General features: G+C 60.6%; 8 protein-coding genes and 1 pseudogene. 2 read left to right on the forward strand and 7 right to left on the reverse strand.

Annotated elements, in window-relative coordinates:
• Positions 1–805: 805 nt before the first annotated feature.
• The 4 genes from ACFE77_RS10550 to ACFE77_RS10565 all read right to left on the reverse strand — a co-directional run bounded on the left by ACFE77_RS10550 (position 806) and on the right by ACFE77_RS10565 (position 8,640).
• The gene (locus ACFE77_RS10550; protein ID WP_375421598.1) at positions 806–2,233 is read right to left on the reverse strand and encodes a M20/M25/M40 family metallo-hydrolase; all 1,428 of its coding nucleotides are present in this window, start codon (positions 2,231–2,233) and stop codon (positions 806–808) included.
• Between the two features lie 52 nt (positions 2,234–2,285).
• Entirely contained in the window at positions 2,286–5,360 is a 3,075-nt protein-coding gene (locus ACFE77_RS10555) for a TonB-dependent receptor domain-containing protein (RefSeq protein ID WP_375421599.1), read from the reverse strand.
• 117 nt (positions 5,361–5,477) lie between these two features.
• The gene (locus ACFE77_RS10560) at positions 5,478–7,196 is read right to left on the reverse strand and encodes a hypothetical protein (RefSeq protein WP_375421600.1); all 1,719 of its coding nucleotides are present in this window, start codon (positions 7,194–7,196) and stop codon (positions 5,478–5,480) included.
• Between the two features lie 31 nt (positions 7,197–7,227).
• The gene (locus tag ACFE77_RS10565; protein ID WP_375421601.1) at positions 7,228–8,640 is read right to left on the reverse strand and encodes a M24 family metallopeptidase; all 1,413 of its coding nucleotides are present in this window, start codon (positions 8,638–8,640) and stop codon (positions 7,228–7,230) included.
• Positions 8,641–8,897: 257 nt separating this feature from the next.
• On the opposite strand from ACFE77_RS10565, the gene ACFE77_RS10570 reads away from it, so the two are divergent.
• Complete coding sequence (locus tag ACFE77_RS10570) at positions 8,898–9,353, forward strand: MarR family winged helix-turn-helix transcriptional regulator (RefSeq protein ID WP_375421602.1); 456 nt, start codon at positions 8,898–8,900, stop codon at positions 9,351–9,353.
• Between the two features lie 468 nt (positions 9,354–9,821).
• Positions 9,822–10,736 (forward strand): bile acid:sodium symporter family protein, encoded by a 915-nt coding sequence (locus ACFE77_RS10575; RefSeq protein WP_375421603.1) that lies wholly within the window; start codon positions 9,822–9,824, stop codon positions 10,734–10,736.
• Between the two features lie 723 nt (positions 10,737–11,459).
• Here ACFE77_RS10575 and ACFE77_RS10580 read toward each other — a convergent pair.
• The 3 genes and pseudogenes from ACFE77_RS10580 to ACFE77_RS10590 all read right to left on the reverse strand — a co-directional run bounded on the left by ACFE77_RS10580 (position 11,460) and on the right by ACFE77_RS10590 (position 13,600).
• Complete coding sequence (locus tag ACFE77_RS10580; protein WP_375421604.1) at positions 11,460–11,729, reverse strand: hypothetical protein; 270 nt, start codon at positions 11,727–11,729, stop codon at positions 11,460–11,462.
• A gap of 575 nt (positions 11,730–12,304) precedes the next feature.
• A pseudogene (locus ACFE77_RS10585) lies at positions 12,305–12,610 on the reverse strand (ABC transporter ATP-binding protein); the annotation flags it as partial.
• 93 nt (positions 12,611–12,703) lie between these two features.
• Complete coding sequence (locus tag ACFE77_RS10590) at positions 12,704–13,600, reverse strand: hydrogen peroxide-inducible genes activator (RefSeq protein WP_375421605.1); 897 nt, start codon at positions 13,598–13,600, stop codon at positions 12,704–12,706.
• Positions 13,601–14,685 lie beyond the last annotated feature (1,085 nt).

Raw genomic sequence — 14,685 nt, forward strand, 5'->3', positions numbered from 1 at the left:
AAAGTGAGTATACGCCAAAAGCGTATCGAGGGTTCGAATCCCTCCCGCTCCGCCACTTGGTTGTCCAACCGCTTGCATGGCTGTCTAGGCCTCGCGTAAATTGCTCTAAGCACTCGGCCAATGCGGTCAAAGAAGTCCGGGATAGTCCGGCACGATCCGATGGCCGTCGGGGGCACGGCAGGGGGCACCGTGTCATAGGTGGGGGCATCGCCTTCTGAACCTGTATTTTGCAGCGGCAACCGTGCTGCTAGATGCTCGCAAGCGATCGGTGGGGCTTTGTAGCGCGAGATGGGGATCGGCCGTTCTAGTTGCCGCGTGGCGGTCGCATCGCAGCTTCCTTGGTGGGTAGCAGAATGGCCGCCTTGAAGCTGCAGTCAGCGTAAACGGCCGTTCGTTCAGGCGGCGGGACCGGCGGCGAACTATCGTTTTCTGGTGAACATACGGCTCTGTCCGCTCGGGTGGCGAACATTTTCACTGGAAGACCGGTCAGGCACCAGGGCGAGCCTGTCAGGCCGTTGCGTCGTTTGGCCGGGGAGGCCTTTCGATGCTGGTCCATAAGCGTCGTTTTGGTGAAGCTTGCACAGGCGGGTGTTCAGTGCCGCTTGGGCACAGTGGCCGGTCGGATCTCGGATCCACGACGCTTGGCACCGGCTCGTCGTCCGAGCAGCAGGACGCAGGCTCCGACGCCCGTCGGCGGCGGAGGGCCCCTTCCTGTGGGGGTGGCCGACGGCGCACTCAGAAGTCCCTTGTTACCAGATAGGTGCAGGCTACGATCACGTGATTTTTAATGGTGGAAGTACCTGGTTCAGTTCGGCTTTGCACTTCGTGCGCCACCAGCTGCTTTCAGTAGGATCTCCCAATAGTTCAACTCTCTATCGAACGCGGCAAGGGGAATGCGCTCGTCGGTTCCGTGCGCGCGCGAGTCTTCTGGCAGCACTAGGCCTAGACTACCTGCGCCATAAGTCGGGATGCCAGCGCGTCGGTACTCACGTCCTTCCGTGCCTCCCGACGACATGACCGGCGCCAGCCTTGCTCCCTCGTAGGTTCCCGACAACGCTAGCTGTAAGGCGGCCACGACATCAGGACGTATCGGGGAGACGGGACTCTCGACCGCTTCGCCCTCGAGCCTCACCTGCATCGCAGGATTAGCGATGATCCCAGCTATCGTGGTCTGAACATCAGCCACCTTCGTCCCGGGGAGTATTCGGCAATTGACAGTAGCGCTGGCATTCTGCGGAAGGGCGTTTGGCGCATTACCGGCCTTAAGCATCGTCGCAACGCACGTCGTCCAGAGGATGTTGCTGGTTTCGGGATAACGCCTGGTGACGGCGATCGCGGCCTTGTTGGAGGGATCCCGTAGCAAGGTCGTGAGCGCCGCCCCGAGCTCGCCGCCCTTCTCAGCAGCGGCGCGGGCGACCATGCCCCGCGTCACCTCGTTTAGATTGACCGGGAAGCGCAGCGTTTCGATGGCCGACAACGCGCGAGCGAGATCGTAGATCGCATTATCGGTGCGCGGCACCGAGCTATGCCCACCTCGGTTCGCCGCAGTGACCAGGAAGGTCGCGTTGGTCTTCTCCGCCGCCTGCATGCCGAAGGCGATCGGCTTGCCATCCGGCGTAACCGATCCGCCGCCGGCGTCCGAATTCAGCGCGTAGTCGGCGCGCTTTATCCAGGGGTGTGCAATGACTGCACGGGTCGACAGCATTCCGGTTTCTTCGTCACCCGAAAAGGCCAGGAAAAGGTCGCGTTCAGGCAACCAGCCAAGGCGCTTTAGTCGCATAAAGCTGGTGGTCAGGACGGCGACGCCGAACTTGTTGTCCTGCGTGCCGCGTCCGTAGAGGTAGCCCTGCTTTTCCACCGGCGTGTAAGGATCTGTCGCCCAGTTCTCCTTCACGGCATCGACAACGTCCATATGGGCGAGCAGCGCCACCGGCCGCGCCTTCGGATCGCTTCCCTTGTAACGCACGATCAGCCCCATCGTTACCTCGCCGTCGATCGTGACCGGCCGGCGGACGATATCGTCTTTGGAGAAGCCTGCGCTTGTCAGGTTGGTCTCGAGAACGTCGATAAGCGCGGGAACTTGTCCTCGACCTTTGGCAGTGGGAATCGCGACGAGCGTCTTCAACAAGGCCCGCGCTTCCGTTCGGTCCGCGTCAGTCGGCTCCGCCGCGATCGGTGCGGCGGAGAACAGTCCAATTGCTGCGGCGAACGTTGGGAATAGTAGCCGCACCATGGCATTCTCCTGTTGCATGACTGGCCCGGGCGGTGGCCGGTCATGCTGATGGTCAGAATTTGAACGAGGCACTGGTGAAAAGGTAACGACCCGTAGCGTCGTAAAACTGCGGATAGGTGTTACCGTTGCCGCCGTCCTCGATAGCCGCCGTAGTGGTCAGCGGGGGTTGCTTGTCCAAGATATTGTTCATGCCCAAGTTGAAACGAATATTATCCTGCACGTCGAAGCTGAACGCCAAGTCGAAATAGCTGCGGCTGTTCAGTCTCTCATTCAGCGCGGCGAAGCTGCCGGTCAATGCCGGCTGATCGCTGGTCTGCGCGATCTTCACCGACGACACGTAACGCCAAGTGAACGCGATGCCGACGTCCCAAGGTGTCTGCCAGTTCGTCAGCATCTTGTGCCGCCATTCGGGGCGAGGGCGACCGCAGAGTCCGGCATACAGGCCCGAGCAGTCGAAGACGTCAGTCGATGGCGACGTAGGTAGCGGCTCCGTCTCATACTCTGCCAGATAAGTGCCAGCCAGGTTGAAGTTGATCGAGCCGAGCGTGTCGGTCCGCACGCGATAGTCGACCAAGACGTCAACGCCGCTAGTCTTGAGGGAGCCCGTGTTCACGTTGAATCGTTCGAAGTAACCGGAGTCGTTGAGGAACAGGGTACCGCCGGCGCCGCGAACGATCTTGTCGCAGAAGAACGCGTCACCTGATGCAAGGCAATTGCCGAGCGCTAGGTTCGGATTGACGCTGCCGACCAGATCCTTGACCTTGATGCTGAAGTAATCGACCGAGATCGACAGCCGCGGCACGAAGCTCGGCTCGAAAACAGCTCCGGCCGAGAACGTGTTGGCCACTTCAGGCTGCAGATCGCGGTTGCCGCCGATCAGCGAGTTGAACTGCCCGGCCGGATTGTCGATGATCGAGCCGTACTGCGCGGCGGTGACGCCGGTGCGTGCGCACTGCGCGAGCGTCGCGAACGGTGTCTCGCCGGCGCAAGGGTCGTACAATCCGTTCGCTAGTTCGGTCAGCTCGACCTCGAACAGCGACTGAGAAGCAAAGAGCTCGACCACGTTAGGTGCCCGCACTGCCCGCTGGTAGCTGCCGCGAAAGCGGATCGGGCGCACCGGCGACCAGTTCAGACCCAGCTTGTAGGTGTGCGTCTTGAAGCCGGTGTCATAGTCCGAGTAGCGATAGGCGCTCTCGAAGGAGAGCAGGTCGAAGAACGGTCGCTGTTCGATGAGCGGCACGATGAGTTCCGCGAACAGCTCCTTGGCCGTTGTCGACCCGCTGATCGGGAATTCCGGCGAGAGCGAGTTCTGATAGGCTTCGTCCGGCAGCAGCTCGAGCGTGTTCTTGCGATACTCGACCCCGAACGCGATACCGATGCCGCTGGTCGCCAGCGGCGACGTAACACCATACTTCCCTAAGTCTCCGCTTACCGATGCGACGATGTTCGTCAGCCCGGTGTCGCCGATGATGCTCTTGGACTCGGCGATATACCCGACCGCAGCGGCGCTGGCCGGATTGCCGCTGAAGTAATCGAGTGGGGAACAGTCGGCATCGTTGTTCGAAGACACGGCATCGGCATTGATCGCGCAGACGGCCTGCCCGAACGTTGCCGAACCGTTTCGGCGGTCGATAACCGCGTTGACCGCGTTGCCGACGCGCTGCTGGTTGGCATCGCCGGTGAAGCGGCTGCTGTAGTTAACGTTCGCGTAGGAGGCGTAGACGTCATAGCTGAACGCAGGATCTATTTGGCCGCGCAGGCCTCCGACGATCCGGAACGTGGCATGTCGGATGTCGTCTTGACGGTTGCCGCCCTCGACGTTGCGGCGGCTTAGAAGAATGCCGTTCGCAATGGCTGCCGGACCGGTGTAGTTGCCGACTGCGTCATAGTTGCCGGCCGTCGATAGTCCAGCCGCGCCGCAGAGGAACTGGGCCTGCTGCGCGCTTAGAAAGGCATTGTCGCAGTTAATGCCGCCAGCGCTGCCGAAGATCCCGCCGGACACCGTCCCGGGCGCGATTTGCGCGGTCGAGCGGTCGTTCATGTAGCTCAATTCGAAATATGGAACGAGCTTCTCGCTGATCTCGTAATGCCCGATCGCGCCAAGGGTGTAGCGCTCGTCCGGGCGCTGGTAATAATTGGCCGGCGCGAAGTTATAGGTGCGACGTCCTGACACGAAATTGGCGGTGTCTGCGCGGAACTGTGTCGGCACCCCCGTAAGGCCGCCCGTGTTTGCAAAGTTTGCGGGTGAGTTGAACCCCGATCCGCTGCACGAGTAGGTGTCGCCGCCGGTGCCGGTCGTACCCAGCGCGCAGGCGCTGTAATCATAGTCGGCCTGAAGGATCGGCCGGATCTTGCGATAGGTCGCATAGGCCGTAATGTTGCCGCGCCCCTCCGCCATGTTGCTGCCCATGACGATCGAGTAATCTTGGGTGAAGCCGTTCCAAACCGATTTGTCCGGCTTGGGATAGGCGCCGGGAACCAGCGCATCGTTCCGCCCGAGCAGGTCGCGGAGCTCGTCGTTGCCATTTGAATGCTGGAAAATGCTGAGGCCCGCGTTCAGCTTCAGTCCTTCGAAATCGTCCAGCAGGTTGAAGTTCACCACGCCAGCGATCGCGTCGGAGCCATAGACGGCAGAAGCGCCACCGGTCAGGACTTCAACGTTGCGGACCAGCGCCGTCGGCACTTGGTTGAGATCGGAGGGCGTTGATTTCGGACTGCCATAAGGAAGCCGTTTTCCGTTGACGAGTACGAGCGTGCGCGACGGGCTAAGCCCGCGAAGGTCGACCTGTGCCGTGCCGGTTGCCTCGTTAGAATTCGCAGAGCCCTGCGCTGCGAACACCTGTGGAAGCTGGTTTACCAGATCCTCGGTGCGAGTCACGCCGCGGGTCGCGAATTCTTCGCCTGTGATCTGGATGATCGGACTGACACTGTCGGCATTGGCGGATCTGATGCGTGATCCGGTGACCGTGATGTCTGGGCTGTCGGCGACGTCGCTGGTCGCTGATCCGGCACCGGCCGCGGCGGGGTCAACGGGAACTTCCTGTGCACTGGCACCGCTCGCGGCGGCCATTGCGATGAGCATGGTGGTGGTAGTCAACAGCATCGTTCGACGGACGGCACGTGTCATGGTCTTACCCCTTTATTGTTGCGTTGCCGGGTATTCATCCCCGGATACACCTCTCCCGTCGGACGCACGTCGTGCGCCCGCCTCCTTGGTCGGATAATCCCGCGCCCTTTGCGGCCGTCAGTATCTCCAGCTCTTCAGATCGGCCCCTTTCGGCGCACTCGCCTCAATCCGCTTCAGGATCTTCGGAAGGTAGAACGTATTGTATCGGAGGCGGCCGATGGCGTTGGACGTGGCGTGGTCGCCCGCCCAGCAGTGCTCGCGCCGGTCGCCGTAGTCTACCTCACCGCCATAGGCTGGCTGTGCTTTCTTCAGGAAATCCTCCATCAGATAAACGGCGTTGTTGAGGTAAAAATTGTCCATATCGCCGACATAGATGTGGATCTTGCCCTGGAGCTTGGGCGCCAGCGTTTGCCAATCCCGCTCAAGGATGTGACGGAGGTCGTAATTCTCGCGCCAATAGGCCGCGACAGCCGGGTCGATTACACCGGTCCGCTTGTCCCAAATCCGCTTAGGGTAGCCATCGGCTCCTTGGGGAGAATACACTGCTTCCCAAATGTCCCACTGACCGCCGGATCGCGACTTGTCACCCATCACGAGTTCCCAGCGGTTCTCCATCTCCATCGTGTAGGGGACATGATCAAGATAATCGCGCTTGCCGGGGTGCTCGACGCTGCCGAAGGCCCCTTCGTAGCGATAGGCGTTGGCATCCTTGTAGATGTTGGTCGTCATCGTCTGGCGAAAGTCGATGGGATCAGGGCAAGCGGCAAAGGCGCCGTTATACTGGTCCGGATACTTGATCTGAACTCCGAGAGCCTCCCATCCCCCTGTCGAACCGCCGTACAGGAATCGGGACCAACCCGCGCCCAACCCCCGATATCGCTTCTCTAGCGCGGGTACGAACTCGTATGTGATCGCGTCCCCATACGGACCCAGGTTGGCCGAATTAACCGCATAGGAATCGTCATAATAGGGGTTCGAATGATCGATTTCGACGACAAGGTAGCGCGGAAACTTGTCCGACACCCATTTGCGATAGAAGTCGTAAGCTTCCTGTTGCTCGTCGCGGTTGTAACAGGGCAAGTTGAACCGCTCGCTGGGTTCGCATTTCAGGTCGGCATCGGGAGGAGTCGTGCGGAAGCCCCCGAAGTCGGCCGGGAAATGACCGTGGAAGATCATGAGCGGGTACCGCGCTTCTGGATGCTTGTCGAAATCCTTCGGAACCAGCACATGGCCGCGCAGAAAGATGTCTCGACCCCAGAACGCCGACAGCTTCTCGCTGCGGATCTTGAAATGCCGGATGAACTCGGAATCTTTCGGCTCCGTGATCGCCGGATTCACCTTATCTAAGGTAAGCGCTATCGTCTTTGTGCCGTTCGGGTTGAACGCCACTGTTATCGGCGTGCTGAAGAGGTTGCCCGGTTCCAACCGCCAGTTCTGGCCCGCACCACGCGGTGCGGGCAACTTGACGACCTTGCCGCTGCCGAGCCGATAGGTCTCGTAGCGATGCAGCACCGCCTGGACGTGATAGCGTCCTTCCGGGACCTTGCCGATGTTCTCCGCGGGAAAGCCGAGTACGGTACCGTTGACTGCGGCGCTCTCCCCCTTTTTCAGTCCGTCCACATTGACGCCGAACATCTGCGCGCCGGAGTAATCCGGGCGCGTCTGAAAGCGTGGTTCTGTCTTCCCGTCAGGCGTGAGGATGACCATCAAACGCCCATCGTAGCTGGCCTCGTCGCCACCCGCGGGAATAGTCACACGGAAGGTGTCGGCTGATGCCGACGTCACTGCCATTGCGATCGCCGCAGCTGCCGTGATTGCCCTGCTGAACCTCTTCATCCCGCTTCCCCCAAATGCTGTCACGACGCCGCTATTCGCTCGGGATGAGCGTGATTTCCGTCTGTCGCCCGTCGAGGAACCGAACCGATGTGCCGTCGAAGTAGGCGTTCTCCTCGCTGCGAAATTGAACCTCCTGCCCATCCCACTCGGGCACCGGCAAATAGGCGGCCAGCTCAATCGACCAGGTGGTGTTCGCATGAACGGGATATTCGCCCCGCTCGTCGCCCTTTTGATTGTCCCAGAATCCGATCGCCGTCCCGGCGGCATGGCCGTGATAGCCTAGCGGATGCGAGTAGATGGATGGCTTCAGCCTCGCGGCGATGGCCTTGGCGCGGGCGTTTGCCAGCACCGTGTTGCCGCTGTCGCCGACCTTGAATGAAGACAGCAGCGCGTCTTGCACTGCATTGGCGGCGCGTAGGCCGCTGCGCAGCCCGGCCGGCGCCTGAGTTTCGCCCGGCTTGAGAACATAGGCCAGGTGCTGAGTATCGGTGTTCAGTCGCAGATAGGTGATGCCGAAATCGGTCCAGAGCATGTCACCCGGCATGATCGGGGCATCGCCCTCCAGCATGTCTTTCGATCCTTGGCGTATAATGCCGACCGATGGCTGAAACCAGGGGACCAGGCCCAAGTCGGACAGGCGCTGACGGTACCACCAGACTACATCGTCGGTAGATGTCTTCCCGGGAGTCACGACCTTGCGTGAAAAGGCGTCCGCGATGATCGAGTGCGCTAGCCGCAGAATGCCTGGATAGATCCGCATCTCCATCGGCGTGCGTGTTTCCAGCCAGCCGATTGCCAGTTTGTCGCCTGGCACGATCCGGGCGCGCGTCGCCTCCGGAAGAGGGGCGATCATCTCCTTGTATTGGCTGAGCGTCATACCGTCGGCAAAGGCGGAGACCGCCGACGTGTTGATCGCAATCTGCCGCGGATTGCGGGCAGCGATGATGTCGGCAACCGCCTTCCATTGATCGGGCTGCTTGTCTGGATCCCACACAGGCTTGAATAGTCCACCAAGCCCATAGCGACTGACTGTAAGCCGCTCGATCGGCTTGCCTTGACCGGGATCGAAGAAGATCAGGATCGTGCGGCGGCGGGCGTGCAGGCTTTCCGAGTTGAGCATCGTCGCAACGACCGGCTCCTCGAAATACTCGCGCGCCATCAATACCCACATGTCGATTTTCTGTGAGCGCATTAGCGTCGGCACCACTTGTTCCAGCCGATCGGCGAGTATCGCGTTTTGCAGCCTAGCTCGATCTCGGACCTGCAGGATCGCAGGCATTGCTGGCTTCTCCTGCTCGACGTCACTCATCGGCACGATAGGCGCATCAACGGTCGACTGTGCCATCCGCTGGCCCATCTGCGCTTGCGATGGGGCTTGCGCCATCGCGCCGTTGGCCAGCATCGGCAGGGCAGCCCCGCCGGCCAGCATCAACCGGCGTGCCACTTTCCACCTGCCCATAAGAACCCCGCTAAGACCGCCGCAATTGACAACTTGCGTGAAAATGAACGTAAATGTATAAAAGTGTCAAGCCTTGTTTTCGCTGTTTCTTCTTGGGTCGTGGCTGCTTACGAAAAAGGCGGCGTCCTCAGAGGGTCGCGCGAGGCGGGCACTTAGGAGCGGCCGGCCAGCAAGTAGAACGAAGGGCGGTAAAGGCCGATGTTGACGTTACGAGAGGACCAGACGGGTTGGCCAGGAACAGGGTGTTCGATCCCACGAGCGACGCATTTCGACTGGCGACTTCGCCATTCTATCTAATCGCTCATGCGGATTACATGTACCATGAAACAATGGAGCAGGCGCTCGCCACACAGGGCGTCAATAAGTCCATCTATCGCATACTGACCGTGCTGCGTGATCATCAGCCATGCCGGATGACTGACCTGGCCGATATGGCGCTCATAAAGCGGTCGACGGTGAGCCGGATCGTCGATCGGATGCGCGAAATGGCTCTCGTCCAAACCGACCAGAGCGACGAGGACAGTCGAGCGACGGACGTTCGGATGTCCGCCAAAGGGCACGGTCTGCTCGATAGGTTGACCCCACTAGTCGCCCCGTTGTTCGTCGAGGCAACCCGTGGGCTGGACCATGACGAGTTGCAAAGGTTCGTGGCGACGTTGCAGATAATCGGTAGCAACTTGAAGCGTAACGTGACCTGACGAACACACACCCGCGTGTTCGTGAAGCGTTCAAATGCACGTAAACTATGAGCATCCGCGGCGCAGCACGGGGCTGGGCCGACCGATCGATTAGCCCCAGGGGGCAGATTTGAACCTCTCGAGGAGTTGGCGTTCGGATGCGAGTTAGCCGCTGATTTGCTGGACAGAGAATCATCAGCCCCAGCGGCTACATTGTAGGCGGGCGGTCAGTGCGACCGACTACGTAGTTTTGAAGCGCAAAATGCTCGGTATCGAGCGCACCCGCGAGCTATTGTATTTAACGGCGCGCCGGAAAGCGACTGCACGCCCCTCGTGACCGGCGAACGCACGCATGTTGCTGAACCAAAGGCGATTTTGATCGAACGTCCGCGTTTCGAAAGCCGCGCGCATCTATGAATTTCTGCTTGCCCGCCACGTTCTGAACGTGCTGATGCGAGGCGCGCAAGTGATTGCCAGTAATATACGGCATTGCGCCGCGACACGGCTGAACGCTTTGGGGGCGCGATGATCGAGGGTGCCATACTTCCGAGCCTTCTGGCGCTGATCATGTTCGGCGTTGGATTGGATCTGCGCGTGCAATCCAAACCGTTCGAATACTTGAAATGGAGACCAGTGCTCGCGGGCATAGCGGGCGTTGCAATCCTGTTGCCGGCGGCGGGGGTTGCGGTCGCCATGGGGTTCGATGGCGATCCCGCGTTTAGGGCAGGCTTGATCTTGCTCGCCATCTCGCCCGTCGGATTGCTGGCCGGCCCGGTGGCGGCGCGTGCAGGGCAGAACGTTGCGCTGGCCGTGATGCTCACACTGTGCACGAGTATCATCTATCTGCTGCTCGCCCCACCGTTGATCGTCACGCTGCTGCGGTTCACCGGCGCTTCGGTAAATCATCTCACCCTTCCGGCGAACCTCCTGCTGGGAAAGATCCTTATTGTAACGGTGCTGCCGTCCTTGGCAGGAGCGCTGCTGGCGTTGCGCGATCCGACCGAGGCCGCGCGTCTGTCGCGTCCGCTCGGCCGAGTGACTACGCCCGCGCTGGCCGCGGTCCTCGCCTGGATAATCATCGACAATCGCGAGATCCTCCTTGGTGCATCGACCCAGCTTATCGTGGCGATACTGCTGATCGACGTGGCTGCCGTTGTTATCGCGACTGCGTTAGGTCGAGTCTGCCGCCTGGAAACGCGAGACCAAGGCGCCTTGATATATGCGCACTTGGTCCGTCAGGAGGGAACGGGCATCTTCATCGCTGCTTCGCTGCTGGCAATGCCAGCCGCTGCGGTGCCCCTTATCGCTAACACCGTCATCGGGCTCCTGTTTTGCAGCGTCGTCTGGGCAAAGCGACTCACCTCAGGAGAAGAGTCAGTCGACCGGCATAGGCAGGCCTGCTGAGAAACCCTGAAGTGTCCTCGACCCCACGCGAACTGCCTTACGGTCTGAGTCCTGCTGCGCACCGTCCACCAGCCCCATCCAAGGCCCTGGCAAGCAGCTCAGCAACAGCGGTGATTATCAGCAGGCTCGCCTATCCAGGCGCACGTCCGGCCTTAAAGGCGTACAAATCGGTCGATCGGGATAGTCGGTCCAGGACGACGAAGGCGACAAAGGTCGGATCTACACGCAGCGTCTGTCATGCGCGGCATTTCGCCGTGCTCAAGCAAATCGTCGACCTGTTTTGACCGTGACTGGCGGTAGGTGGGCGTTCGTTGGGCTAGGAGAGCAGGTGCTGAGCTAATCAATTCTAGGGTCAGGCGAGCGGTAAGCAGTCGATCGTTCGACTGGCGAGGCAGGGCACGTTGTGCCAGCTCTGGTGGATAGCAGCCGGCCGTTTCCGCTCCGATTCCTGTTGTAGCATCCTGCCTGAATGAACGGCCGGTTCCGGATGCTGGAGAGCGAGCATGAATGGCCGGGATTGGTTCTTCCTGGACGCAAGCAGACCGGTAGCTAAGGCCCACAATCTACCGCTCCGCAATAGTTTGCCGCTCCCCGAACCCGGCCATTCGTTCACAGGCCAGGTCCCAACTGCTCGACGATATGAGGAGCGTCTAGTCTGCTGAAGCCCGGGCGCGCTTTCGCGCATCGAAGAAGCTCGCGATCATCTCACTGTCACTTCCACCCTCAGCTCTTGATGTTCGCGATCTCTTTGTCGGTGAGGCCAGGCTCTTCATTGTGCAAGAATCGTATAAGGCTTTCGACGTCCTCGGGATCGAAGCGAAGATCCATGTCGTCCATCTGGATGGCAATCGACTGCCGTTCGTCCACCGGTAAGTCGCCGACAATGCCCGCACACTCCTCGAGCGTGCCGCGACCGATCGCTAGTGATGCTGCGTTCTTGCCGGCTTCAAGGGGAAGGATAGTTGCTGGCTCGCTGAGCGGATAAGTCGTCATCGGTACTCCTGTCGTGATTGCCTATGCGAACGTCCGACTGAAGGGACCGGGCGCAAGAACCTAGCGCAACTACATCGACACTTACGTGAATGAACGTTCGCTTCTGCGTGGCAGCGGTGTGCCTGGGAATGGCCGCTTGTGGGTCTCTCGTCCATGTTCACCTCGCAATGATGGGTCCTCGCAAGCTCGGACCCATGGGACTTGGCGCGTACGAACACGCGTTGTGCTTTCCTCGCGCACAGAAAATGCTCGCGACGATGTGGGACGATCATCGGGCCCAATTGGGCGGCCCCGCCTGACGAGCTGCTGGCGTCCGCCCGCGACGATCACGCCCGCCCGGCGTCACTCCCCACCTTTACCGAAACCCAAGAACGAAGAGATCACCATGAAGAATATCGTATTCGACATTGAGACCATCCCCGACATGGAAGCTTGCGCGGCCGCCAATTTCGACGCCGCAGATCGCTTCCCGACCTGGCCGCTCAACGAGATCATGTGCGCGTCGCTGTTCTCGATCGAGCAGTCTGCCCGAGGCGCGATGCAGTTTGACCTGGTCACTGTCTCGCGAGCGGACACTGGCGAACGACGCGTGCGAACACGCGTCGTTCGAAGAGTGCCATCACATACACACGCAACGCGCTGAGCCCTGCCACCACCAGCAACAGCAAAAGCAACACTCCGGACAGGGTCCACAGCGGTGCCGGCAGCGCAGTGAATGCGACGCTATTGATCAGCAGCTGGACAGATATCGGAGTGGCCAGCGATAGCAGGCTGATCGCGATGGTGTAGACTACACCGAGCCGGATATATGCGGCGTCCGGACCGATGATCTCTGACAGCCACGTAGCCGCTTCCCTGAAACCCAGTCGCTTTGCCGCCATGCCGAGCCTCGTCTTCGGGTTACTACCAGCGCACCCTATACGTTAGCAGCATCGGAACAATGCACCTGGACCTATCCTTGCCAAAGGATATTCCTATCCAGCGCTTCGCAGATAATTGGCGAGAAGCTGGAAGGCATGAGCGCGGCCAGCGCCGATCCGCCACAAAAGGCCGATCTCTCGATAGTAGCGTCCCCCCTCGAACGGCCGCACGACTACGTCGTCGTCTTCTCTTACCTCTTGTCGAACGTAGAGGTCTGGAAGGAGCGTCAGGCCAACACCCATCCCTGCCATCTGGCGGACCGCATCCAAGCTGGTACCCTCGTAGTCTCGTTGAAGAATAGCGCCGGTTTCGGCTGCAATCGCGGCTGCCTGCTCTGCGAGACGATATCCTGGTAGCAACGTCAGCAATGGCTGCCCGGCCAGATCCGCCTGCGTTATTGTCGCCTTGCGATGAAGCGGATGGTCATTGGCCATCGCAAGGTGAAGGGGCTCGCGAAACAGCCGTTCGCAATGGAAGCCTGCACCCGGCACCGGCAGTTGTGCCAGGATCAGATCATGGTCGCCATGGCTTAGCCCCAGCGCGAGGGCATCCGGCAGCCCTTCACGAATGTGGACACGAAGCGTCGGATGCTCTCGGTGCAGCCGCGCGACCAGAGACGGCAGGATGTAGGGCCCAAGTGTTGGAGAAACGCCGAGGCGGATTGTTCCGACGAGCCCGTCGTCGACGACGGCACGAACGTTCTCCAAATCGGCGATCCCAATCAGAATATGCCTTGCCCGATCTAGAACCTCCCGCCCGAGCGGAGTCAGGATTGATGCTCCGCCACGCTCGACGACAGTGCCACCGATTACGTCTTCCAATGCTCGGATCTGTTGGGAAAGGGAGGGCTGCGAGACGCCCATCCGTTCGGCGGCGCGCGTGAAGCCGCCGGTTTCGGCCAAGGCCACGAAATAGCTTAGCTGGCGAGCCGTAAGGCGAGGACGTTGCATAACAGTGCGTAGAACTTGGAGCTTCCTCTAGGCAACACGCATCGATGGTGATGCACGCATCGCAGTTCAGCACTTATCGCGACGGTCCGGCGCCTGGAGCATATAGATTGCGATGTCAGCAGTGCGGGCCGCCGTCCTGCAGCTGGCGCCCGATCGACGTCGCCCTGATCCAGATGAACACCACTGCGCTTTGAACGTTGGGAAGAACTTCCGATGCAGCAGCCTGCTAATCGAGTACTGGAGCTTGCTCTGGCAGCTTCGATAGCCAAAGAGGCGTCCTTCAAAAATGCTGATTATTTGCGAAAGGATCTTCGGCGACTCTCCCGAAGATGCCGAGGTTTGCACGCCGAACACTAGGTAGGCTTTTTGGCGAATGCCTGACGCGCGTAGACCCAAATTCGGACATCCAGAGTCTGTTCGCCGCTGCCAGAATCCTGCCGTTCATTCACTGCGGTTGTGCGTTCCGCGCTGGCCGCGTCAGCGCACAATGTCGAACGATCGGCGCTAGCGGGTCGGACGGTGGAACGCCGCCGCTGGGCCCGCGTCCTCCTCGACGAAAATATCGCGCGGGGCTGATCGGCTTGCTCGACCGTCTTACTGCCGAACGCGCGCGTGCAGGTGGTAGTAGACTGGAACGGACTCCAGAAAGCATTGCCCGGGCTGGCAAGCCAAGCCGGTGGCCGGCAGGAAGGCGAAAGGCACATGATCAGTCGCCTTCTTCCATCGGCACTGCTGGTGCTGATCGCCGGCTGCTCGGACCCGCTGGATGACCAGCCCAAAGGCAGATCATTTTTACCCATGCGGAACGATCGACTAGGTACGCCGTAGCGGGCGGCGGATCGGGAAGTGATATGTCGGGCGGCTCGGGCGTGGCAACGGCTGCCAGCGCGGGCTACGCGGCGAATGTCTCCGGCGGTGGCGTCAGTGCTGGCGGCGCAACGCAGAGCCGGGCTGGCAGTGGCGGTCTCGTCTCGGGCGTGCAGGGCGGTCGCGGAAGCGCTACAACCTGCAGCTTGCCGCCTGCCGGCCTGCAGACGGCGCCTTGCATGCCGCAACGGGGATTGGGCAAAACGGCCAAGGTAGGC

It is taken from the genome of uncultured Sphingomonas sp. (genome assembly GCF_964243315.1).
Classification (GTDB): domain Bacteria; phylum Pseudomonadota; class Alphaproteobacteria; order Sphingomonadales; family Sphingomonadaceae; genus Sphingomonas.